Annotated in this window: 23 protein-coding genes and 2 tRNA genes; 13 read left to right on the top strand and 12 right to left on the bottom strand. The window is 57.3% G+C overall.

Going from position 1 to position 22,866, the window contains the following annotated elements; genetic code table 11:
* Positions 1–81: 81 nt before the first annotated feature.
* Positions 82–1,311: an ABC transporter substrate-binding protein gene (locus tag ACQZ51_RS17550; protein ID WP_448779140.1), complete on the bottom strand. Its 1,230-nt coding sequence runs from the start codon at positions 1,309–1,311 to the stop codon at positions 82–84.
* A gap of 153 nt (positions 1,312–1,464) precedes the next feature.
* Between ACQZ51_RS17550 and ACQZ51_RS17545 the strand changes: the two genes are divergently transcribed.
* On the top strand, positions 1,465–2,376 hold the full coding sequence (locus ACQZ51_RS17545; protein WP_448779138.1) for a helix-turn-helix domain-containing protein: 912 nt from the start codon (positions 1,465–1,467) through the stop codon (positions 2,374–2,376).
* Between the two features lie 18 nt (positions 2,377–2,394).
* Here ACQZ51_RS17545 and ACQZ51_RS17540 read toward each other — a convergent pair whose 3' ends face one another.
* Both ACQZ51_RS17540 and ACQZ51_RS17535 read right to left on the bottom strand, forming a co-directional pair.
* A complete protein-coding gene (locus ACQZ51_RS17540) occupies positions 2,395–3,267 on the bottom strand; it encodes a lytic transglycosylase domain-containing protein (RefSeq protein ID WP_448779137.1) in 873 nt (290 codons plus the stop codon).
* Positions 3,268–3,353: 86 nt separating this feature from the next.
* Positions 3,354–4,070, bottom strand: coding sequence for an SDR family NAD(P)-dependent oxidoreductase (locus tag ACQZ51_RS17535; RefSeq protein ID WP_448779135.1), 717 nt, complete (start codon positions 4,068–4,070; stop codon positions 3,354–3,356).
* 164 nt (positions 4,071–4,234) lie between these two features.
* Here ACQZ51_RS17535 and ACQZ51_RS17530 point away from each other — a divergent pair, with 164 nt between their 5' ends.
* Positions 4,235–5,905, top strand: a complete 1,671-nt coding sequence (locus ACQZ51_RS17530) for an FAD/NAD(P)-binding protein (protein WP_448779134.1) — start codon at positions 4,235–4,237, stop codon at positions 5,903–5,905.
* Positions 5,906–5,915: 10 nt separating this feature from the next.
* On the opposite strand, the gene ACQZ51_RS17525 is transcribed toward ACQZ51_RS17530, so the two are convergent.
* Together ACQZ51_RS17525 and ACQZ51_RS17520 are read right to left on the bottom strand one after the other, a co-directional pair.
* Positions 5,916–6,692 carry an MOSC domain-containing protein gene (locus ACQZ51_RS17525; protein ID WP_448779132.1) on the bottom strand — a complete coding sequence of 259 codons (777 nt, stop codon included), beginning with the start codon at positions 6,690–6,692 and terminating at the stop codon, positions 5,916–5,918.
* A gap of 37 nt (positions 6,693–6,729) precedes the next feature.
* The gene (locus tag ACQZ51_RS17520; RefSeq protein ID WP_448779130.1) at positions 6,730–8,058 is read right to left on the bottom strand and encodes an aminotransferase-like domain-containing protein; all 1,329 of its coding nucleotides are present in this window, start codon (positions 8,056–8,058) and stop codon (positions 6,730–6,732) included.
* Between the two features lie 98 nt (positions 8,059–8,156).
* Between ACQZ51_RS17520 and ACQZ51_RS17515 the strand changes: the two genes are divergently transcribed.
* The 6 genes from ACQZ51_RS17515 to ACQZ51_RS17490 all read left to right on the top strand — a co-directional run bounded on the left by ACQZ51_RS17515 (position 8,157) and on the right by ACQZ51_RS17490 (position 13,963).
* The gene (locus ACQZ51_RS17515; protein ID WP_448779129.1) at positions 8,157–9,119 is read left to right on the top strand and encodes an ABC transporter substrate-binding protein; all 963 of its coding nucleotides are present in this window, start codon (positions 8,157–8,159) and stop codon (positions 9,117–9,119) included.
* Positions 9,120–9,164: 45 nt separating this feature from the next.
* Positions 9,165–10,055, top strand: coding sequence for an ABC transporter substrate-binding protein (locus tag ACQZ51_RS17510; RefSeq protein WP_448779128.1), 891 nt, complete (start codon positions 9,165–9,167; stop codon positions 10,053–10,055).
* Positions 10,052–10,975 carry an amino acid ABC transporter permease gene (locus tag ACQZ51_RS17505; protein WP_448779126.1) on the top strand — a complete coding sequence of 308 codons (924 nt, stop codon included), beginning with the start codon at positions 10,052–10,054 and terminating at the stop codon, positions 10,973–10,975. The genes ACQZ51_RS17510 and ACQZ51_RS17505 overlap by 4 nt, the downstream gene beginning before the upstream one ends.
* Positions 10,975–11,754, top strand: a complete 780-nt coding sequence (locus tag ACQZ51_RS17500; protein ID WP_448779231.1) for an amino acid ABC transporter ATP-binding protein — start codon at positions 10,975–10,977, stop codon at positions 11,752–11,754. Before ACQZ51_RS17505 ends, ACQZ51_RS17500 begins: the two co-directional genes overlap by 1 nt.
* Before the next feature lie 75 nt (positions 11,755–11,829).
* Entirely contained in the window at positions 11,830–13,011 is a 1,182-nt protein-coding gene (locus tag ACQZ51_RS17495) for a M20 aminoacylase family protein (protein WP_448779124.1), read from the top strand.
* 28 nt (positions 13,012–13,039) lie between these two features.
* Entirely contained in the window at positions 13,040–13,963 is a 924-nt protein-coding gene (locus ACQZ51_RS17490; RefSeq protein ID WP_448779123.1) for an ROK family protein, read from the top strand.
* On the opposite strand, the gene ACQZ51_RS17485 is transcribed toward ACQZ51_RS17490, so the two are convergent.
* Together ACQZ51_RS17485 and ACQZ51_RS17480 are read right to left on the bottom strand one after the other, a co-directional pair.
* Positions 13,960–15,096, bottom strand: coding sequence for a CobW family GTP-binding protein (locus ACQZ51_RS17485; protein ID WP_448779121.1), 1,137 nt, complete (start codon positions 15,094–15,096; stop codon positions 13,960–13,962). The two genes, ACQZ51_RS17490 and ACQZ51_RS17485, sit on opposite strands and share 4 nt — an antisense overlap.
* A gap of 149 nt (positions 15,097–15,245) precedes the next feature.
* Positions 15,246–16,325: a D-alanyl-D-alanine carboxypeptidase family protein gene (locus ACQZ51_RS17480; protein WP_448779229.1), complete on the bottom strand. Its 1,080-nt coding sequence runs from the start codon at positions 16,323–16,325 to the stop codon at positions 15,246–15,248.
* A gap of 204 nt (positions 16,326–16,529) precedes the next feature.
* Between ACQZ51_RS17480 and ACQZ51_RS17475 the strand changes: the two genes are divergently transcribed.
* Positions 16,530–17,693, top strand: a complete 1,164-nt coding sequence (locus tag ACQZ51_RS17475; protein ID WP_448779119.1) for a M20 aminoacylase family protein — start codon at positions 16,530–16,532, stop codon at positions 17,691–17,693.
* Between the two features lie 57 nt (positions 17,694–17,750).
* Here the strand turns inward: ACQZ51_RS17475 and ACQZ51_RS17470 are convergent, their stop codons facing one another.
* From ACQZ51_RS17470 to ACQZ51_RS17460, 3 genes are all read right to left on the bottom strand, one after another.
* Complete coding sequence (locus ACQZ51_RS17470) at positions 17,751–18,026, bottom strand: hypothetical protein (protein ID WP_448779117.1); 276 nt, start codon at positions 18,024–18,026, stop codon at positions 17,751–17,753.
* A gap of 268 nt (positions 18,027–18,294) precedes the next feature.
* Positions 18,295–18,369: transfer RNA gene (locus tag ACQZ51_RS17465), tRNA-Gly, on the bottom strand.
* 314 nt (positions 18,370–18,683) lie between these two features.
* Positions 18,684–18,758: transfer RNA gene (locus ACQZ51_RS17460), tRNA-Gly, on the bottom strand.
* Positions 18,759–19,015: 257 nt separating this feature from the next.
* Here ACQZ51_RS17460 and ACQZ51_RS17455 point away from each other — a divergent pair.
* The 4 genes from ACQZ51_RS17455 to ACQZ51_RS17440 all read left to right on the top strand — a co-directional run bounded on the left by ACQZ51_RS17455 (position 19,016) and on the right by ACQZ51_RS17440 (position 21,516).
* Entirely contained in the window at positions 19,016–19,525 is a 510-nt protein-coding gene (locus tag ACQZ51_RS17455) for a prolyl-tRNA synthetase associated domain-containing protein (protein ID WP_448779115.1), read from the top strand.
* 56 nt (positions 19,526–19,581) lie between these two features.
* The gene (gene trxA, locus ACQZ51_RS17450) at positions 19,582–20,544 is read left to right on the top strand and encodes a thioredoxin (protein ID WP_448779113.1); all 963 of its coding nucleotides are present in this window, start codon (positions 19,582–19,584) and stop codon (positions 20,542–20,544) included.
* Between the two features lie 102 nt (positions 20,545–20,646).
* A complete protein-coding gene (locus tag ACQZ51_RS17445; protein WP_448779111.1) occupies positions 20,647–21,318 on the top strand; it encodes an LON peptidase substrate-binding domain-containing protein in 672 nt (223 codons plus the stop codon).
* Positions 21,319–21,327: 9 nt separating this feature from the next.
* A complete protein-coding gene (locus ACQZ51_RS17440) occupies positions 21,328–21,516 on the top strand; it encodes a Trm112 family protein (protein WP_042616895.1) in 189 nt (62 codons plus the stop codon).
* A 45-nt stretch (positions 21,517–21,561) separates the two neighbouring features.
* Here ACQZ51_RS17440 and ACQZ51_RS17435 read toward each other — a convergent pair whose 3' ends face one another.
* Both ACQZ51_RS17435 and kduI read right to left on the bottom strand, forming a co-directional pair.
* A complete protein-coding gene (locus ACQZ51_RS17435; protein WP_192066195.1) occupies positions 21,562–21,897 on the bottom strand; it encodes a cupin domain-containing protein in 336 nt (111 codons plus the stop codon).
* An 11-nt stretch (positions 21,898–21,908) separates the two neighbouring features.
* The gene (gene kduI / locus ACQZ51_RS17430; RefSeq protein WP_448779108.1) at positions 21,909–22,751 is read right to left on the bottom strand and encodes a 5-dehydro-4-deoxy-D-glucuronate isomerase; all 843 of its coding nucleotides are present in this window, start codon (positions 22,749–22,751) and stop codon (positions 21,909–21,911) included.
* Between the last annotated feature and the right edge of the window lie 115 nt (positions 22,752–22,866).

Below are 22,866 nucleotides of genomic sequence, written 5' to 3'. Positions count from 1 at the left end.
TTTGGAAAATATATATATAAGAGAGCGGCCGGGTGCCTGGGCAGTGCCTCTTACGGCACCCGGAGCTGGGAGGAAGATGTATTATTTATAGACGCGGGCGCGGACTTTTTCGAGACGTGCCAGGATGGCGTCGATCTTGTCAGGCTTGACCATGAATTCCTGGAAGCCTTCCATGCCGACCTTTGCCATTTCCGCCTGTGCGTCGCGGTCGTAGAACTGCGCGATGGCGGTTGCCTTGGACAGCATTTCAAAGCCAGCCAGAAGGAACGGGTCCGTCGGCTTTTCTGCCTTGTTGTTGACAGGCAGCTGCCCCAGCGTCGCGTTCATTTTCGACTGCGCTTCCGGGGACGCGACATAGGCGAGGAATTTCTTCGCATCGTCCTTGTTCTTCGCACCCTTTGGAATGTGGAACGTGTCGGTCGGCGCTTCCTCGGCAACGGGAAGACCAGCAGTGATTTCCGGGAAGGGCAGGAAGCCGATCTGCTCTTCTTTCAGTCCACCATTCTTGAATGTGGCAACAGCGAAATTGCCCATCAGATACATGGCAGCCTTGCCCTGCACCAGCTGCGGCACAGCATCCTGCCAGTCGATTGCGGCATGGTTTTCAATGAAATAGCCCGGCTTGACCAGCTCGGCCCACTTCTCGAACACGGCCTTCACGCGCGGGTCCGTATAGGGAACCTTGCCCGATGTGAGTTCCATATGGAAATCATAGCCGTTGATGCGCAGGTCGAGATAATCGAACCATCCAGCCGTTGGCCATAGTGCCTTGGTGCCAATGGTGAACGGCGTGATGCCAGCGTCTTTCAGCGTCTTCGATGCAGCGAGAAGCTCATCCCAAGTCTTGGGCGGCGTGATGCTCTGTTGCTGGAAAATGTCTTTGCGGTAGTAGATGCCCCACTGGTAGTAGGTGTAGGGAACGCCCCATTTCTTGCCGTCAATCGTCATGGAAGGGGAGGCAGACTTCAGCTGCTCTTCAAGACCATTGGCCGTCCACACATCGGTGACGTCTTCGAAAAGACCAGCCTTGACGAAGGGTTCCATGCGGTTGCCCGCATACCAGGCAACGACGTCAGGAGCATCGGCGGTCAGAAAGTTGCGAATGGCAGACTTGAAGCCCTCGTGGTCGAAGTTGTTCCACTTCACCGTAACGTCTGGGTTTGCCTTCTGGAAGTCTGCGATCAACTCCTCCATGGCCTTCTTCGGAACGGGGTCCGAGTGGTCGGAGTTGATGGTGATCTCGCCAGCGAAGGCGGACGAGAACAGCGCTACCGATAGAGCAAGTCCGCTGAGGCTTTTCAAAAGGGTCATGTGTTTCCTCCCTATGACCGTGACACATTGCCGTGGAGACTGCGAACCAAAAGCACGCCCTCCCAGGCCAAATCCAAGTTCGGCTTGATCATTGAACCCAAACCAGCAATAAGCTACCGAAATTCTGCATAGTTTCTCCAGGATCCTAAGATTATGACCTCTGTCCCGTCAGCAATTCAGGATGAATCCGTACCGGTACATGCAGAGCATGACCCGAGACATCCGCTGGTTGTCTTCGGAGACCACCGCTTTTGCGCAGGCGAAGCATCGCTGGTGCAGGTCATGGCCGGGCCGCATATGCACAGTCAAGTGGAGTTGAACTTCGTTCTGGAAGGGCAGATGACCTACTGGTTCGACGGGCGCGAGCTGACCGTCGATAAGGGACGGCTTTGCCTGTTCTGGGGCATGATCCCGCATCAGGTCATTAGCCGTGCAGAGGGCACTTCGTTCGTCTGCCTCTATGTGCCGATGTCGTTTTTTCTAGGCCTTGCCAGCCTCACCAGGTTTAGAGACGCGGTGTTTCGCGGGGCGATGATCGAGGCACTGGAACTGCGCTCCTATGATCATGAAATTTTCGAGCGGTGGCGGGATGAGTTGCGCTCCGGCGATGAGGGCCTCATCGAGATCGTCCGCAACGAGTTGAGCGCCCGCGTTTTGCGCATCGAGCGTGACGGCTGGCGCGATTTGCGCGAAGAAGGCTCGGCCATTGCAAGCCTCGGTGCCAATGATAGCGAGCGTATGGAACATGTGGAGCGCATGCTGCGCTTCATCGCGGAAAATGCGCTCAACGATATCTCGGCGGAAGATGTGGGCCGCGATGCAGGCCTGCACCCCAATTACGCGATGTCCGTGTTCAAGCGTGCCGTTGGCATGACCATCAACCGGGCAATCATCCGCCATCGCCTCGATACGGCGCAATCCCTTTTGATCGCAACCGACATGCCCATCACCGATGTCGCCTTCGAATCGGGCTTTGGTTCTGTCTCGCGCTTTTATCAGGCCTTTTCGGAAAGGGTTGCGATGCGCCCGAAGCAATATCGGGCCAGCATGCGCAGCAAGGTTTGAGAGCAGCCTTCCATCGGATCAGCGATTGCGCAGAACAGTGCATGGCGTTCCAGCCGCCCGGATTTGCGCACAGAGCTGGTTTGCCTCCGCTCGGGTTTCGCGGCCAATTCTCGCCGCATAGCGGGGCCGATTGCCGAAATTCCCGCCGCGCTGGCGCACAATCAGCGCCCGTTCTTCATTGAGAGGTGAAGGCAGGCGGGTGATGGCGCGGGTAAAAAGCCGGTCCACAATGGCTGGACGGTAATGCGCCGACAGTTGCACGCCCCAGGGCGCCCAGTCGGCTGATCCTGCAAAGACCGGTTCCTGCATCCGTCTGGTTTCGGCAAGTGTAACGCACGCAGTTTGAAAGGGCTGGCCATCGGCAAGCTCTGGCGCCGCAACGTCCGGTGCCGCATCCCGCCAGGTTTCAATTGGGTGGCCGGTGATGGCAAACACGTAATCGCGTGTCTCTATCGGCAGACGCCCTTGCGACAGAAACCGCGCAAGCCCGTTTTCACCGGCATTATAGGCGGCTGCGGCAAAGCCGAAATTACCGAACCGTGTCTTCAGCTCGCTCAGATAGGTGGCCGACGTTTCCAGCGCATCGATCACATCGAAGCTGTTGTTCAATCCCCGGCTCCTTGCGGTGGATGGCATGAACTGGGCTATGCCTTCCGCTCCCTTGTGGCTCAGGGCCTCGGGCCGAAACAGGCTTTCGCGCCAGATCAGGCGGGCAAAAAACGCAGGGGATACGTCATTCTTGCGCGCAAAATGCTCCATTGTGCGGCAGAGATCGGCATTGAAGGTTTTTCGGCCGATGCAGATCGGATTGGCCCCATGTTTTCGCTCATAGAGGCAGACATCATCATTACCCTCAGCCGCAAGTGCTGTTTGTGGCGGCAGGAGAGACATGCCAGTTGCCCTGGCAAAAGCCCACAGCAAAGCGGATGCCAGACGGTTTATGCTAGAGCGGATGTGTGTTTCCCTTCAACCGATGCCTACCAGGGAATTTCGCTGCCGTCATAGGCCATGAAAGATCCCGTCCGGTCTGCGGTCAGTGCATTCAGCGCCGTCATAATGTTCAGCGCCGCTTCGTCGGCACTCACAGTCGGATGGCTGCCGGAATATTTTTCGGACAGGCTTGTCCGCACAGTTCCGGGGTGGATGGCGGCCATGACCAGTTCAGGGTGCGTCCGCGCATATTCGATGGACGCGGTGCGGACAATCTGGTTGAGCGCCGCCTTCGAGGCTCTGTAGGAAATCCACCCACCCAGCCTGTTGTCGCCAATGGAGCCGACGCGGGCTGAAAGGAATGCCACCACGGATCGTTCCTTGCGATCCAGCAACGGCAGGAAATGCTTGGCAATGAGGGCAGGTCCCACGGCGTTGACGGTGAACTGGCGCAGCATCGCATCGGGATCGAGCTGCCGCAAAGATTTTTCCGGCGGATTGCCATCAACACCAAGCGCGCCTGTCGCGCAGATCACAAGATGGATAGGCTTGCCCCGCAGCTTTTCAGCGGCGGCCTGAATGGAATTTTCATCGCCAAAATCGAGTTGGTCGTCCCGTCTGGAAAACGTGAACAGTTCACCCAGATTGGGTTCCTGCCGCAACCGCTCGCAAAGGGCCGAGCCGATGCCGCCGCTTGCGCCGATGACGACGGCACCAAAGCCTGCGGGAAGGGAGGGAAAGCACGCATTGTCTTCATTCATCATGCAAGCTCACAAGTGTTGGAAACAATCTCTGCTCAATACCATATCCTCAACGAAAGATATTGAGATTATCTTATGTCTTGGCCCCTTGCATGGGGAACTTCAGGCCGACATTTCGGTTTCTACCTGACGTCATCAGACGTTTCGCCAAGGGGTATTTTGCGCATATGACACCTAGAATTGCCATCATCGGCTCGGGCCCGACAGGCATTTACACGTTAAAGGGTCTGATTGGAAAATCAGCCCCGCTTTCGATCACCATTTTTGAAAGCGAATCCGATCCCGGCAAGGGAACGCCGTACCATCCCGCACTCAACGACCGCGCCATGCTGTCCAACATCGCCAGCATCGAGCTGCCGCCGGTGTGCGAGACCCTGATGGCTTGGCTTGTGCGCCAGAGCGATGAGGAATTGCAGCGTCTGGGTATCGAGCGTTCGCTCATTGCCGAGCGCGAATATTATCCGCGCGTCGTGCTGGGGGAATTCTTCTACGCCCAGTTCATGCAGCTTCTGAAAATCGGCGCGGCCAATGGCCATACGATCGAGGTCAAGGCGTCGCATCGCGTTGCCGATATTGAGCTGAGGCAATCGGATATCCGGCTTTCGGTCACGGCACCAGAAAGCGAACCCCTCGAATTTGCCTTCGATCACGTTGTCATGGCAACCGGGCATGATTTCCCCGAAACAACCGAGATCAAGCCGGGCTATTTCGTTTCGCCATGGCCTGCGCCCATGCTGAAATCCATCAAGCCTATCAGGGTTGGCATTCTCGGCACGTCGCTGAGCGGCATCGATGCGTTGATTACGGTTGCGACAGCCCATGGCAGTTTCCTGCTCGATGAGCATGGCATCCTGCAATATCACGGGCTGCCCGATACCGAAGGGCTGCACGTCACCATGATGTCGCGCAAGGGCGTTCTGCCGGAGGCGGATTTCTATTGTGAAATTCCCTATCGTCCGCTTCAGTTCTGCACGGAAGCCGCTGTCCAGAACGCAATTGAAACGCGGCAGAGCGATCTGCTGGACGCGATCTTCGAGTTGTTCAAGACAGAGCTTGCCTTCTGCGATCCCGATTACGCTTCGCGCATCGGTCTTTCGCAACTGACTGTGGAAACCATCTCAAAAGCCTATTTCCATGATCGCGAAACCACGCCACCCTTCGTCTGGGCAGCTCGCAATCTGGCTGAAGCCGAAGCCAACAAGCAGAACCAGTATACGGTGGAGTGGCGCTACGCGATCCTGCGCATGCATGAAGTCATTGCGGCGGCCATTCCGCATCTGAACGACATAGATCTGAAACGCTTCCACAGCCATTTCAAAACGGTCTTTGTGGATGATTATGCCACGGTGCCGCACGCCTCCATCCACAGGCTGCTGGCGCTGCACCGCGCCGGTAAGCTGGAGATTATGGCTCTGGGCAATGAGAGCGAAATCGACAATAAGGACGTTGAACGCGGTGCCACCGTCCAAGCCAAGGGCGAAACCCATCAGTTTGACGCCTTTATCGATGCGACTGGCCAACACACGCTGTCGGCCCGGGATATTCCATTCCCGACGCTGAAGGAGCAGGGCGTCGTGCGCCGCGCAACGACAAGCGTGGCAACGACATTGCTAGGCTTTGACGAGAAGGTTGTGCGCACGGGCGGCGTCGATCTGGATGAGAAGTTCAGGCCTGTCTTCCACGATAATCTGAGCAATCAGCTTTACTGCGGGTCCATTGCTTTTCTCCTCCACAAGCTGCCCTTCGTGCAGGGCATCACCAGCGCAAGGGATATCGGCTACACCGTGTCGAAAGCCATCCTCGAAGCCACGGCTACGCCGGAGCGATCAGCGGCCTGATCGGCCCTCATTACACATCCTGCAGATGGACGCTGTCACCCAAAGTGATGGCGCCCGTCGTTTCCACCGAGGCGTAGATGCCGAAGTTGCGTTTGTTCTGCCGCAGAATGGTGCGCAGAATATCGGCATTCTCGCGAATATCGGGCTGGGCTATCAACGTCATGCCACACCTCTTGGTCTCCTCGGATGCCTCGATGGTGACGCTGGAGCCAAGCTCCAGGCGCTGGCCGATCCATGACTTTTCCCGAAACTCCGCTTGTCCTTCAGTGCGCAAAACCACGTTCGGGCGAAAGCGTCGGCTGTCCACCGTCTCGTTGCAAAGCAGGTTTGAAAGCTGATCCAGAGAGCTTGTGGTAATCAGGTGCAGCGGGCTCGGTTCATATCGGTTGACGCCAATGCCACGGACGGAGGGGTCACGGACGCCTGTATTCTCATAGGCCAACACTGTGGTCTCGAAACCGAAATGCTGTGCCAGTTTCGCGTCGATGCTGTCATCGCACACATTAAGCCAGCACCCGTCGGGAAAGCCGATCTCCGCTGAATTGTCGGTCAAACGGGAGTGCAGAAACAACGCCGGTCGCCAGCGCTCCTGCTTTTCGGGCATTGCGACTTCGCCCGATTTTCCATCAGCAATGCACCACTGCCGGTCGCCAACATTGCCCGTCTCGTCAATCTCGACAGAAGTCAGTTTTTCGCCACCAAGCGAACTGACGGGATAGCGCCAGATTTCCTCGATCGTTCCCAGAAATGTCAATGCTGCCCCGATCTCTTCATGCGCTTTTGCCAACGGAAAACTGCGTTGGAGGGCGGTGGTTCCATTGTTGTCAGATGGAATTGGCGAGCGCCACGGCATCCGCAACCTCGTCCCACTTTTCCTGTGTAAGCGTGGAGGTGGCAATGCGGATATGATCTCCCGGCAGCAGCGTGAATTTCTTGCCCGGGTTGATGGCGATCTTGCGCGCAGCCAGCGTTACAGTCGCAAAGGGTTCCGACGCGACCGGAAGCCACAGGCAAAGGCCGCTGCCGGATTGCGTTTCGACGCCGCGCGCCCGCAGCGCATCGGCCAGCCCATCGCGGCGCATCTGGTAGGTGGCGCGTGCCCTTGCCACGGTTTCCCAGCTTTGCGGATTGCGCAGCAGCCACGCGGTTGCAGCCTGTAGAACGCGGCTGGTCCAGCCGGCGCTGAAGGCCCGGTATGATTGAATCTGCTCGACGATTTTTGCCGAACTGGATAGCACGGCCAGCCGCAGGTCCGGTCCCAGCGTTTTCGAATAGGAAAGGATGTGGATGGTGCGGTCCGGAAAATGAGTTCCCAGTGACAGCGGTGCGGCGGCGGAAATATCACCCATGCCATCGTCTTCGATGATCAGCGTCTTGCTGCCGCTCAGAATGTCTGCAAGCTCGCCCATCCGGTCGGAACTCACCGTCTGCCCGGTCACGGAATGAAGGCGAGGCTGGAAGACGAAAGCGGTGGGCTGGGCTTTCAGCGCGTCCTTGAGGGAGCCAGGCGTCGGCCCCTGTTCATCACACAGAACGGGTATGATCTTGACCCCGAAATCCTCCAGAATATCGAGAAGCCGCATGGCCGTGGGGCTCTCGATGGCAACAGCCGAACCCGGAGAGACAAGGGCGCGGATCGCGGTATAGACCGCATTATAGCCGCCATTCGTCACAAGATAGGCTTCCGGCTGGTAGGGCCAACGTTCCTCGACAGCGGCCTGCAACTCAGGAATGATCCTGCTTCGCTCATAATCATTGAGCTTGTCCACTCTGGACGCATGGGCAAGCGCTTCTGCCAAGGGTGGCAGCAGCGCCGTGTCCGGCACGGCCATGGTCAGATCAAGGGCATCGGGGCCGTAGTTTCCGGCGCTGGCAAAGCGTTCCGGCTTTGCATTGAAGCTGTCTCCGCTCACCCATGTGCCGTTGCGCCCGCGCCCGGTGATGACCTTGTGTCGGCGCAGATCCGCCCAGGCTTCAGACAGTGTCGCCGGGCTGATGCCAAGCTCAAAGGCCAGATCGCGGATCGAGGGCATCCGTGTTCCCACCGGCAACACACCAGCGCGAATGAGGGCGCTGGTTTCTAGCGCAATTCCGCGAATGGTCCGATCGGCTATTTTTTCCGCAAGCCAGCGGGCAGAATATAAATTGGTCAATTTAAGCGCCTTTAAATGTTCAATAACGTAATAACATTTGATGTTTGCAAATTGAACATTAAACTTTTGCCTATCAGGATTTTTTGTGAGCATTCCGCATGACTGTTAAGCTTCGCCTCGCACTTCGCGATTGGGATTATATGACACCTCTGGTTCTGGGCGATATTTCCTCGCCCCGCCTTGACATCAAGGTGGACCGCGTCGGCACGCTGATCTCCAATGTGGGCACCGATCCTGCCTATGATGCGGCGGAGATGTCGTTTTCCCGCTATGCGCAGATGCGCCATGATGATGACGAGAGCGTTGTCGGCATGCCCAATTTCATCATGCGCGGCTTTCGTCATCGCTGCATCATCACGGCAAAAGACAGTGACGTGCGTCAGCTCTCCGACCTCAAGGGTAAGAAGATCGGTGTGACGGGCTGGCGAGATTCCGGCAATACCTGGACCCGTGCCGCGCTTCGCCGCGAAGGCGTCGGTGTTGAGGATGCGATGTGGTATGCCGGGCGCCTGACGAAGGACCACCCCATAACAGACCGCCTGGATGGCTTCGGTCGCCCCGGTCGCATCGAGGCAACACCCGGCGAACGTACCATGGTCGATATGCTTCTGGATGGTGGACTGGACGCTGTCTTCACGCCCTTCATGCCGAAAGGCTTTTTCGATAAAGGATCGCAGCTGCGTCAGGTGCTGGATGATTATCGCTCTGCCGAAGTCGAATATTTCAACGATGTCGGTTATGTCCCGGGCATGCACCTGATTGGCTTCAAGGCTGACATCGTGCGCGAACATCCGTGGATCATGGATGAGCTGAGCGAGCTACTCGACGCATCCCAGCGCATGTGGCTGGAAAAGCGCGAGAAATATGCCGATACCACACCATGGATGATCGATGAGTTGCGCCGATGCGCAGCCGACCTATCACCCGCATGGAATGTCAGTGGCTTGGCTGCAAACGAAAAAATGATCACCGATTTCGCTCTTGAACTTTACGAGCAGAAAATCCTTCCACGCTTGCTGTCGCCCGCAGAGCTGTTTCCGGCGAAAGCGGTGGCCCGATAAAGCCGACCTGGACTTTCAGAGACTAACAAAAAAAAGGGGAATGCCATGTACTCGAAATTTACGACATCCGTTGCCGTTCTTGGCCTGTTGCTGGCCACGCCAGTTCTGGCACAGGACGCAGCCATTCCGCAGCAAACCGTCAACAAGGAGCTGAATGCCCGCCTGCCTGAGAAGGTCCGTACCGAGGGCAAGATGATCTCCGTCAATAACGGCTCATTTCCTCCCTATGAAATCGTGACCGGCACGGAAATGACCGGCGCCAGTGCTGACCTGACCGACGCCCTGGGCCAACTGCTGGGTGTCAAGATCGAGCACGCGACAGTCGGCGGTCTTCCAGCCCTCCTGTCCGGCGTCAATTCCGGTCGCTACCAGTTTGCTTTCGGCCCAGTAGGAGATTTCAAGACCCGCCAGGAATCCAATGATTTCGTGGATTGGGTTCAGGAATTCGTCGTCTTCGCTGTCCAGAAGGGCAATCCGAAGGGCATCGTTTCGCTGGATACGTCTTGCGGCAATCGCATCGCCGTCATGGCAGGCGGCTCGGCTGAAAAGGTCATCAAGGCGCAGGTCGAGAAATGCGTGGCCGATGGCAAGAAGCCCGTCGAGGTCCAGTCCTATACCGATCAGCCAAGCTCCATTCTGGCAGTTCGTTCCAAGCGCGCCGACGCCTTCTTCTCCTCGCAGGCACCGCTCACCTATTTCGTATCCCAGGCCAATGGCCAGTTGGAATTGACCGGCGTTGGCGAGAAGAACGGCTTTGATGATCTGTTTCAGGGTGCCGTCGTGCCAAAGGGCTCGCCTTTGGGAGAGATCCTGCGCGATGGCGTCAAGGCTCTCATCGACAACGGCACCTATGGCATCATCATGAAAAAATGGGGCCTTGAGAACAACGAGATCAAGACCCCCGGCATCAACCTCGTCGGAGTTGAAAAGAAATGAGTGCGGCTCAGGCTGACACCGCATCGCCTTTGGGCGGTGCGGACCCGCGCGATGTGGCAAATGCCCATCGCCCCTTTCAAACCGGGCGGGTCACGCTCTGGCTCATCACCGTCCTCATCGCGGCCAACTTCGCCTGGATTGTCGCCAATAACGAGAATTTCGGCTGGCCGATCGTCGCGCAATATTTCTTTGATGAAACCGTTATGCAGGGTCTGTCCGTCAGCCTCGGGCTGACGGTCGTCGCCATGCTGATCGGCGTTGTGCTTGGCCTGTTGCTCGGCGTTGCCCGCATGTCGCAGGATATGTTGGCCAGTTCGCTGTCAGGCCTGTTCGTCTGGTTCTTCCGGGGAACCCCCCTGCTTGTCCAGCTCATCTTCTGGTACAATCTTTCCACGCTGTTTCCGGAAATCTCCATCGCCATTCCCTTCGGCCCCACACTTGTTAGCTGGGAAACGAATTCGGTCATCACGCCCATGACCGCCGCCATCGTCGGGCTCGCGCTCAATGAAGCCGCTTACATGGCCGAGATCATTCGCGGCGGTCTTTTGTCGGTTGACCGGGGACAATCCGAAACGGCGGAAGCCTTCGGCATGACCAAGGCTCGCGCTTTGTGGCGCATCATCATTCCGCAGGCCATGCGCTCCATCGTGCCACCCACCGGCAACCAGTTGATCAGCATGATCAAGGCCACGTCGCTGGTCAGCGTCATCGCCATGGCCGATCTGCTGTATTCGGTGCAGTCCATCTATAACCGGACCTTTGAAATCGTGCCGATGCTGATGGTCGCGGTCATCTGGTATCTGCTCATCACCTCGGTTCTCAATATCGGCCAGGGTTATATCGAGCGTTACTATGGCAGGGGCGACCGTCGCACCGCCACCGCTCAAGCGCCCGCTGTGCATGAGGAGGCAACGCCGTGATCACTCCCGTTCAAGACAAGCAGCCGCTGGTTCGTGCACGCAATGTTCACAAGGCTTTCGATCAGCTTGAAGTGCTGAAAGGCATCGATCTGGATGTGTTTCCCGGTGAGGTCGTGGTCGTACTGGGTCCTTCCGGCTCAGGAAAATCCACCTTCCTGCGCTGCATCAACCATCTGGAAGCCATCAATCGCGGCTTCATCGAGGTGGATGGAGAGCAGATCGGCTACCGGCTGAAGAAGGACAAGCTGGTCAAACTGTCGGGCAATGCCATTGCCGCGCAACGGCGCAATATCGGCATGGTCTTCCAGCAGTTCAATCTCTACCCGCATATGACGGCCTTGCAGAACATCATCGAGGCACCTATCGGCGTCCACGGCGAAAGCAAGGCGCAGGCCACGGCCTATGCCCGGGAGCTTCTGCAAAAGGTCGGCCTGTCGGATAAGGCGGATAATTATCCCCGCCAGCTTTCCGGCGGCCAGCAACAGCGCGTTGCCATTGCACGCGCCCTTGCCATAAAGCCCAAGCTGATGCTGTTCGATGAGCCGACATCGGCGCTTGACCCCGAACTGGTGGGTGAAGTGCTCTCCACCATGCGCGATCTTGCCCGTCAGGGTCTGACGATGATCGTCGTCACCCACGAAATCGGTTTTGCCAAGGAAGCGGCAGACCGCGTCGTCTTCATGGATGGCGGTCATATCGTGGAAATGGGTACGCCGGATGAGGTCATCGGCAATCCGCAACATCCGCGCACGCAGTCCTTCCTGGCGCGTTTTCTTTAATGACCGACTTGAGCGGTGCCCCGGCTCGTCTCCGGGGCACCGCATTCATACCGATGCTTGCGAACTGGAGTTCCCATGACCATGCTTGATAATGCGTTTGCCCGTGTGTCCGATTTTGCAGATATGGAGGCCGATCTCATCGAGACGCGCCACCACCTTCACGCCAACCCGGAACTGTCCTTCGAAGAAGCTGAAACCGCGCGCTATTTGGCCGAAAAGCTTGAGAGCTGGGGCTATGAGGTCACGCGCAATGTCGGCGGTCACGGCGTTGTCGCGCGGTTGACAGTGGGTGAGAGCAAGAAGGGCATCGCCATTCGTGCCGATATGGATGCGCTGCCGATTCTCGAGGAAACCGGTGCGCCTTATGCCAGCACGGTGCCGGGCAAGATGCACGCCTGTGGGCATGATGGCCATACGACCGTGCTTTTGGGCGCAGCCCAATATCTAGCGAAGACCCGCCGCTTCAACGGATCCGTCAATCTGATCTTCCAGCCAGCCGAAGAGGCAGGCAAGCCGAGCGGCGCGCAGAAAATGATTGCCGATGGTCTGTTCGAGCGCTTTCCCTTCGATGCGATTTTCGGTCTGCACAATCATCCCGGCGCACCGGAAGGCGCTATTCTCGTTCGTTCCGGGCCTTTGATGGCGTCTTCGGATATGGTCCACATCACCATCAAGGGCAAGGGTGGCCACGCCTCGCGTCCCCACCTCACCATTGATCCCATCGTGGTTGCCTGCAATCTGGTCGTTGCCCTGCAGACCGTTGTGTCCCGCAACATTGATCCCACCCAGACAGCTGTCGTCACCGTCGGTACCATCCATGCGGGCGAAGCCGTCAATGTGATCCCGGAATATGCAAAGCTTGCGCTGAGTGTCCGCTGCTTTGAGCCACGCATTCGTGCGCTTCTGGAAGAGCGCATCACCAAGCTCACCCATTCCGTGGTCGAAGGCTTCGGCGCAACGGTCGATTTCCAATACGAGCACGGCTATCCCGTGGTGGTGAACTCGGAAGCGGAGACAGACTTTGCCCGCACGGTGGCTGAAGAACTGATCGGCGTTGACAATGTCTCGACCTGCCATCTCATTCCCGGCAGCGAAGACTTTTCCTATTTTCTGGAGCACAAGCCCGGCAGTTTCCTGCGGCTTGGAAATGGCGTGAATTCGGCCATCTTGCATAGCGCCAAATATGACTTTGCCGATGCAAGCCTCACCGTTGGCGCCGCCATGTGGGCAAGACTTACCGAACGTTATCTGGCATAAGGTCTCCGAACCATCAGGAGAGCTTGCGTTGATCGTCTGTTTCGATATTGGCGGGACCGCCATCAAGGGTGCTGCGGCCTATGCGGTGGATGATGTCCGACCGCTTCCGCGACGCAACACGCCCATCCATGATTTCGATGCCTTTGTCGGCGTGCTGAAGTCGGTGATAGCGGAAATCGGCGGCGCACCCGAATGCGTCGCCCTGTCGATCACCGGCATCATCGATCCTGATACCGATCTCTCCTTCATCGCCAACATACCCTGTGCCCATCAAAGGCCGCTGAAGGCAGATCTGGAGGCAGCACTTGGCCTGCCGGTCCTCATCGCCAATGATGCCGATTGTTTTGCACTTGCCGAATATGGCGTTGGCGCCGGGCAGGGACACCGTGTGGTGTTCAGCACCATTCTCGGCACCGGTGTCGGTGGCGCGTTGGTGGTGGATGGAAAACTCATCAACAGCTCCGGTGGCTTTGCCGGAGAGTGGGGCCATGGGCCAGTGGCGGCAACGCGCGCGGGCAATCCGCCTTTGGACCTGCCGCGCTTTTCCTGCGGCTGCGGGCTGGAAGGCTGTCTTGATGCCATCTGCAGCGCTCGCGGCATGGAAAAGCTGCACCGGCATCTGACGGACAAAAACTTCGCCGCCGAAGAGATCATCGAAAGCTGGCAATCGGGCGATGCTGACGCGGCCCGCACCATGGATATCTATATCGACATGCTTTCAGGCCCGCTGGCCATGATTATCAATGTCACCGGTGCCACCATCGTGCCTGTCGGCGGTGGGCTTTCCAACGCACCGGCCTTGCTGGATGCGCTGGATCAGGCAGTCCGCGCTCGAATTCTGCGCCGCTTTGCACGCCCGCTTGTGGTGCAGGCCCAATGTCAGATCGAGCCGGGCCTCATCGGCGCGGCTGTTCTCGGCTTTGATTTCGTGAGCGCGAGAGAAACGCTTTAGAACCGCATGCCTGGCACCGCAAGCGGATTATCTGTCACCGCTTGCCTGTCCGGCCTGTCGATTGTCACAGCGCCGGTAAACGCCCCGAAAAGATCCTTCACGAAGGCTTCCGGCAAACCATCGGTTATCAGCACCATGCGCGTGCGCCGGTCTGCCGGGTCTGGCCATTCCGCCAGCCGCTGCGGCGAGTGGAAAATGGACTGCACGCCGTGCAGCACCAGCGGCCTGTCGGGATTGTCTGAAAGCTGCACGATGGCCTTCATCCGCAATAGCTTTTCGCCATGGGCCGAACGCAGGAGATCGATGAACATCTCAATCGCCATGGGATCGATAGGTTTGTCATGCACGATCGAGAAGGAGCGGATCGATTCATTGTGCCGGTTGACGTCATGGTGGTGATGGCCGTGGTCGCCATGATGGTGGCCATGGTCATGGGTATGGTCGTGATGATGATGATCGTGATGGGCCTCTTCGCCCAGCCAGCGGGCAACATCACCCATCTTGTTCGTTGCGTCGTAGAGACCGTTTTCCAGGAGCGACACGGCCTGCCAGCCGTCGACGTCGCCATCTTCGATGGTCGCACGCGGATTGAGGCTGAGAAGTCTAGTCGTCAGGGCAGAAATTTGCGCCTCGGTGCTGAGCTTGCGTTTCGTCAAAACAAGACGGTCCGCCACCGCCACCTGCTTGACGGCTTCCGCATGGTTCTCAAGCGTGGAGAGGCCGTTCACGGCGTCCACCACCGTCACCATTCCGTTGAGCGAAAAATTCTGGGAAATAACCGGGTTGCCGATGATGGATTGCATGACCGGTGCCGGATCGGCAAGGCCTGTCGTCTCGATAACGACCCGGTTGACCGCCTTGAGCTTGCCGGTCTGGATACCGTCCATCAGTTCCGCCAGCGTATCCACCAGCTCACCGCGCACCGTGCAGCACAGGCATCCCTCGGCCAGTTCGATAATGCCATCGCCAGAGCGCGCCACCAGCAGATGGTCGATGCTCACATCACCAAATTCATTGATGATGATGGCTGCATCCTGCATGGCAGGGTCTTTCAGCAGCTGATTGAGCAGCGTTGATTTTCCCGCACCGAGAAAGCCAGTGATGATGGAAACCGGAATGCGAGGCTGTGCCATTGAAGACCTGTAGCGTTAGAACATTACATGCTGAATGACGCCTTATAGCAATGAATGCGCAAGACGGAAGCATGGATTTGCGAAATCAGCGCCGAAAACATGGGAGGAGGGCTTCGTCCATCTGCGACGAAGCCCTCCATAGGCGAGGATCAGAATGTCGGGCGTGGCGTGGGAATAGGCACATTGGCCGCAGTCCCGCTGGACACGTCAGCATTGCCGCCGGTGTTGGCCGCAACGGTCTCGCTACCTGGCAGAAGGCCCGCATAGGAATAGACGGGCGGACGTGTCAATTCCTGCACGAAAGGCGATTTGATGATCATGCGGCCCGCATCATCGCGGCCTTCGCTGCGCACCTTGGCGGCTTTCGGGTTGCAGATATCGGCGCTGATGTCATTGACGAACTGCGTTTCGCCATAAGGCGCGAGCGACGCAATGGAAACACCCTGATTGCTTGGCGCTGTCAGTCCCATCTGCAAAAGGTCTGCGGATTGTTCTGTGCGGCCTGCAAGACTGTCAGCACCCAAAACCACGCTGATGACCTGACGGCCATTGCGCGAGGCGGATGAGACCTGGTTGAAGCCGGACGCACAGATGAAGCCGGTCTTCATGCCATCAGCGCCCTGAAAGCGGCCAACGAGCATGTTGTAATTGGCGTAGTTCTTCTTGCCGGTGCTGACGCCTTCCAGCGAGAAATAGGTCGCATATTCGGGAAATTCACGCTTCAGGATCAGCGCGAGAACGGCCAGATCGCGTGCCGTCGTGTACTGCCCCTTGCCGGGCAAACCATTGGCATTGATGAAATGGGTGGACGACATGCCAAGCCGCGCTGCTTGCGCATTCATCTGCGCCACGAAATTCTCGTTCGTGCCACCCACCGTCTCTGCAATGGCCACCGCCACGTCATTGGCGGATTTGATCAGAAGCAGTTTCAGCGCGCTGTCCAGCGTCAATTTGGAACCGGGCTTGAAATACATCTTGCTGGCGGGCTGGTCTGCCGCCTTCTTGCTCATCACGACTTCCGTTTCAGGGCTAAGCCTTCCGGTTTTCATGGCGCTGAAGGCCAGATAGGCGGTCATCAGTTTGGTCAGCGAAGCGGGATACCACTTTCGAAACGCATCCTGATGGGAAATGACCTTGCCTGTCCTTACATCAATCACCATCTTCGGGTTGGCTTGAGCAACGGAGGTCAGGGCCAGAATGCTGGCAGAAATCGCGGCGAAGGTTTTCACGAACCGCCCTGCGGTGCGGCTTGGTCTCAATGTCTGTTGCAAGGCGTGTCCTCGATTCCCGTCTTCGTTACGGGATTTGCAATATTCAACATATATGGCCTAGCAATGGCAAAGTACATTGATTGCGTCAATTATACGGCGCAATATCCACCGCTTGGAGGAGCGTCAGTCATCATGCCGGAATGGAACATCGGGAATTAATGAATGCCAGTTTTAAACAGTGCCGCGCAATTGCAGGCGGAAGCGACCGAGTGGCGGCGTCATCTTCATGAAAACCCTGAGCTGCTTTACGATGTGAACGATACGGCAGCCTTCGTTGCCGATAAGCTGAAATCCTTCGGCGTTGACGAGATCGTGACAGGCATCGGTCGCACCGGCGTCGTGGGTGTTATCCACGGTCGCCACGGCAAGGGCCGCATGGTCGGCTTCCGCTCGGATATGGATGCGCTTCCCATCGTTGAGGAAACAGCCAAGCCATGGGCATCGAAAGTGCCGGGCAAGATGCACGCCTGCGGGCATGATGGCCACATGGCCATGCTGCTGGGTGCGGCGAAGCATCTCGCGGAGACACGCAATTTCGCGGGCTCCGTCGCCGTGATTTTTCAGCCGGCCGAAGAGGGTGGCGCAGGCGCGCTCGCCATGGTGGAAGACGGTTTAATGACCCGCTTCGACATGGATGAGGTCTATGGAATGCACAATATGCCGGGCATACCCTTGGGCTCCTTCGCCATTCGCAAGGGCGGCATCATGGCAGCGCCGGACAAGTTCTCGATTCTGGTCAAAGGCCGGGGTGGTCACGCGGCGCAACCGCATCGCACCATTGACCCGATTGCCATCGGCGCGCAGATCGTCACCAACCTGCAGATGATCGCCTCGCGAAACACCGATCCCATTCGCTCGGTCGTGGTTTCCGTGACACGCTTTCAGGCGGGTTCCAGCCACAATATCATCCCCAACGAGGCGCTGATTGCAGGCACGGTCAGAACGCTGGATGAGACTGTGAGAGACGAAGCCGAGGCGCGGATCAAACAGATGGCAGAAGGCATCGCCCACGCCAATGGCGCTGAGGTGGAGGCAATCTATGACCGTTTCTGTCCCGTCACCGTCAATCACGCCGATGAGACAGACCACGCAATCCGCGTTGCCAGAGATGTTGCCGGTGAGAAAAACGTGGATCCCGATGTGGACCCATCCATGGCCGGAGAAGATTTCTCCTACATGCTGAAAGAACGCCCGGGCGCTTTCATATTTCTCGGAAACGGCGACAGCGCAGGGCTGCACAATCCCGGCTATGACTTCAACGATGAAGCGATCGCTTATGGCATTTCATACTGGGTCAAGCTCGCCGAACAGCGGCTGGCTGCCTAGGGTGCAAAAGCAGAACGACCGCGCTTTTGGGGCGCGGTCGGTGAAGCAGGATCACATTTAGCGAATGATGACGCCATATTGCGTTCCGCCGCCAGCTGGCGGGTAACGACGGTGGTCGCCGCGCCAGTTGCCACGGTCTCCGCGATAGTCACGGTCTCGCCGGTAGTCGCGGTCATGGTGTCTGTTGTATCTGTTATACCGATCACGGTCGTATGTCCGCGTCACGGTGCTCGAAGCGTAATACCCGCCACCGCCCCTGTAACCACGGTCGTCCACACAGCCGCTCAAAACGCCGACCGATAGCAGGCACAAAGCCGCCGTAACAATTTTCATGTGATCTCTCCTTATGATGCCCAGTAACGTTTGCGGGGATCAGCGGTTCCATGCCTCAGCATCACGATGAGCTATGCGATGTGAACGTCGGATGAAAAAGCGCACAGCATCCGCTCCGGGCTGTTATCGCTCGCAGATTTTCGACAGGCTCAGCGAATCTGGGATTGGAGAATGAACTTTAGAAAATTCAAGAAAACAGATTGAGAGTTGAAGGTTGGATAGGTCCAGATATCAGGACCGGTATTCAATTCACTCTCTCGGAGAAAATTGGAGCGGGCGAAGGGATTTGAACCCTCGACCCCAACCTTGGCAAGGTTGTGCTCTACCCCTGAGCTACACCCGCTCATAATCCGCTGGTTCGGGGTAGTTCGCTGAACCGCGGGTCGCTGCGTTGCGGCGACGAGCGCTATATCGCTCAACCGCTTTTCAAATGCAACAGCCAGTGTGATCAGAAGCCAAAAAAAATGATGGTCTTTCAAGTGTTATTTTGAGTGGCGCTTCGTTTTCGGAGCGCAGGGCCAATCGCATTGACGTTGATTGGACAATGAATCTGCAAGCAATGTCGTCTAAAAGACGCTTGGCTCGTATGATTTTGTAAGAGCGGTCTATGGTGAAAAATAGCCGTATCAGGCAATAAATTCAATCTATTGGGAAGACTGGAGCGGGCGAAGGGATTTGAACCCTCGACCCCAACCTTGGCAAGGTTGTGCTCTACCCCTGAGCTACACCCGCTCATAGTCCGTGGTTCGGGGTAGATCGCTGAACCGCGGGTCGCTGCATTGCTGCGACGAGGGCTATATCGCTCAACCGCTTTTCAAATGCAACAGGGAAATGACAAAAGGTGCGGAATTTTTGAAAAAAAGCATACAAGCTACGGAAATCATTCGCTTTTTTTGATGGGAAAATTGGCGGGGTGATTGCAAATGCTTGTCTGAAGGCCTAATGACGATGTCATGGAGTAGCGAATCCGAGGGAGCGGGAAGGCTGATATGACAGAGCAAACACCCAAGACAGCACAGGATCTTTTCGCAATGCTGGATGGGCTCGGCATTGAACACAAGACCACGCAGCATGAGCCGGTCTTCACCGTCGCGGAGTCGGAATCGTTGCGAGACCGTATTCCCGGTGGCCACACCAAGAACCTTTTCGTCAAAGACAAGAAGGACCAGTATTTCGTTCTCACCGTCGAGGAAAACGCGGTGGTGGATTTGAAGACAGTCCACAAGGTCATCGATGCATCGAGCAAGGTGTCGTTCGGCAGGCCGGAAAAGATGCTGGAATATCTGGGCGTGGTTCCCGGCTCCGTCACGGTTTTCGGCGCGATCAACGATACGGCAAACAACGTCACCTTCGTTCTGGACGAGGAGCTGATGCGCCACGACCTCATTAACGGCCATCCGCTTTCCAATGATGCGACGACCACAATCGGTCGTGATGACCTCATTCGGTTCCTGGAGGCGACTGGTCATGTGCCGCTCGTCTTGAAAGTCACCGAATAAAGTACGATCTTTGGGCCAAAGATGCCAAGATGATGTGAAATGAACGGAGACCTTTTATGAGCGACAATCCTTACGGAACATCAATGGGTGGACAGATGACCGGCTCCGTTCAGTTTGGCGGCGCGCCTGAAAGTGCTGCTGCCTCGTATGTTTCGGATACGACCACTGCCAATTTCGGCAAGGATGTCGTTGAGGCCTCCCGCAAGCAGCCGGTGCTGGTGGATTTCTGGGCGCCGTGGTGTGGACCTTGCAAGCAGCTGACGCCGGTGATCGAGAAAGTCGTCAACGAGGCTGGTGGCCGCGTCAAGCTGGTCAAGCTCAACATTGATGACCACCCCTCCATTCCCGGCCAGTTGGGCATCCAGTCCATCCCCGCCATCGTCGCTTTTCAGGATGGCCGCCCTGTGGATGGCTTCATGGGTGCCGTGCCGGAAAGCCAGATCCGCGAATTCATCGACAAGATTGCAGGTCCTGCAGCCAATGATCCGCAGGCGGAAATCGATGCCGCGCTGGCCGAAGCCAAGCAGCTTTTTGCCGATGGTGATCATCAGGGTGCCGCCCAGCTTTTCGGCTTCGTCATGCAGGTGGACCCGGATAATGCGGCGGCGATTGCCGGTATCGCGGAATGCATGATTGCCGTGGGCGAGCATCAGCGCGCCAGCGATCTTCTGGCCTCGGTTCCCGAAGAACTGATGGCAGATGCCGCCATTCAGGCCGCCTCCAAAAAACTGGCGCAGTTTGAGGAAGCCCGTCTGTTGGGTGATCCTGCAGCTCTCGAGCGTGATCTTGCCGCCAATCCTGATAATCACGATGCACGCATGAAGCTTGCCAGGATTTTCAACGCGCAGGGGCGTCGTGATGAGGCCGCCGATCAGTTGTTGACGGTCATGCGCCGTGACCGAACCTTTGAGGATGACGGCGCGCGCAAGCAGCTGGTCGAGTTTCTGGAAGTCTGGGGCTTTAAGGACCCGGCGTCTGTCTCGGCCCGCCGCAAGATGTCATCGATCCTGTTTTCCTGAGATGTGCATGGCTGCCGCCGCCCGCGCAGTTCGCTTTGGACTTGCGGGTCGCGGCATCCACCCGATGCACCATCAATCTCTGTTCACGTGAGGAGCCACCCAATGCATGTCGGAAATGCGCGATATCTCAAGAGCACCGATCTGCCGGAACTGGTGCCTGTATTTCCTTTGCAGGGCGTTTTGCTGCTGCCGGAAGGGCAATTGCCGCTGAATATCTTCGAGCCGCGCTACCTTGCCATGTTGGACGAGGCGCTGGCTGGCGACAGGCTGATCGGCATGGTGCAACCCTCCTTGGCTGTGCTGGATAGCGGCACCGGCACGGGGGCGCTGAGCCAGATCGGGTGCCTCGGGCGCATCACATCCTTCTCCGAAACGGGCGATGGCCGCTACATGGTGTCGCTCAGCGGCGTATGCCGGTTCCGTCTTTTGGAAGAAGCGCCATCCACCAAGCCCTACCGGATTTTCCGTCATGCGCCCTTCATCTCGGATCTGACCGGCGAAGATGATGAGGATGCGGTTGATCGCGAAAGCCTGTTGCGGGTGTTCCGCTCCTTTCTCGACGCAAATCAGCTTGAGGCCGACTGGGACAGTGTGGAGCGTGCAGGAAACCGCGTGCTCGTCAATTCGCTGTCCATGATGTCGCCTTTCGGCCCTGCAGAAAAGCAGGCGCTGCTTGAGGCGCCAGATCTGAAGGCGCGCGCAGACACCTTGGTTGCCATCACGGAAATCGCTTTGGCTCAGGGCAGCAGTGAGCCCGGCACGCTGTTGCAATAGGCCGCGATCATGGATGAAAAAGTAAGCCGCGTGGATCCCAAGCTTCTGGATCTGCTTGTCTGCCCGCTGACCAAAGGTAGGTTGTCCTATGATCGTGAAAAAAGCGAACTTGTGTCGGAAAGCGCAAGGCTGGCCTATCCCATCCGGGATGGCGTGCCGATCATGCTGATGTCGGAAGCCCGCACGATTGAGGTTTAGGGCTTGAGGACTGAGGGCCGGCGTTTCCGCCAGCCCTCTTTTTTCTTACAGAAACTCAGCGCGGTGCGGCGTGAATGTATCAATTAGCCGACCCTTGGCCAGCGCCTTAACGCCATGGACCAGATCCGGCTTCACGATGAATGTTCCGCCCTGCCCAAGCTCCTTCGTCACGCCATCAATCGTTACCTCGAAGCGACCCTCGGCAACATAGCTAGCCTGAATATGCGGATGCGAGTGCAGCGAGCCGATAGCGCCTTCCTCGAAAACGACTTCGACCATCATCATTTCAGGCAGATAGGCCATGATGCGCCGGGAAACGCCCGGCTCCGTCGGCGTCCATGTGCCGTCACCGGCCTGTACAAATGCGTTGCTCTCGCTCATGTCGCAGTCCCTTATTTGAGGTCATCCATGGTCACGAGATCGACGTCGGTATAATCGACATTGTCACCGGCCATCGCCCAGATGAAGGAATAATTCGCGGTTCCAGCACCCGAATGGATCGACCAACCCGGCGAAAGAGCCGCTTCTTCGTTCTTCATCACCAGATGGCGCGTCTCGTTCGGCTCACCGAGGAAGTGGAAGACGCGGGCTGTTTCAGGCAAGTCGAAATAGAGATAGGCTTCCATGCGTCGGTCGTGAATATGGCATGGCATCGTGTTCCAGACCGATCCCGGTGCAAGGCTGGTCATGCCAACCACCAGCTGGCAGGTCTTCACGCCTTCGGGGTGAATGAACTGAAAGATTGAGCGCTCATTGCTGGTGGCCTGTGAGCCGAGATCAACGCGCTTTGCCTCGTTGATGCTGATATGCTTTGCTGGATAAGCCGCATGCGCAGGCGCGCTCAGCAGGTAAAATTTCGCAGGCTCATCCGATGAGGCAGACGAAAACGATACTTTCGCGCCAAGTCCGGCATAGACCATGTCGCGGGTGCCGGTTTCGAATGCTGTGCCATCGACAGTCACAGTGCCCTTGCCGCCAATGTTGACGACGATCAGTTCGCGGCGGTCGAGGAAGGATTTCGTGCCCGTCGGCTTGATGGCCTCCAGCTCCAGAGCGCCAGACACAGGCACCGCGCCACCCACGATCATGCGGTCGTAATTCGTGTAGTGCAGTTGAACGGTGTCATTCACAAACAGCGGCGGCAACAGAAAGTTTTCGCGCAGCTCCTCGGTGCCGAATTTGGCCGCGGTCTTCGGGTCAATTGAGAAGCGGTTGGTATATTGTGTCTGGCTCATATCCTGCCCAATCATATTTCTTTGCAAGTCATCATATCTATATGGCATGACAAGCGCATGTCAATCGGCATCAATTCGTCCGGGATTGTGACGTCGTCTGCTTGAATACGCTTTC

This window comes from Agrobacterium sp. CG674 (assembly GCF_053521645.1).
This window is presented reverse-complemented; position numbering and strand designations above follow the sequence as displayed.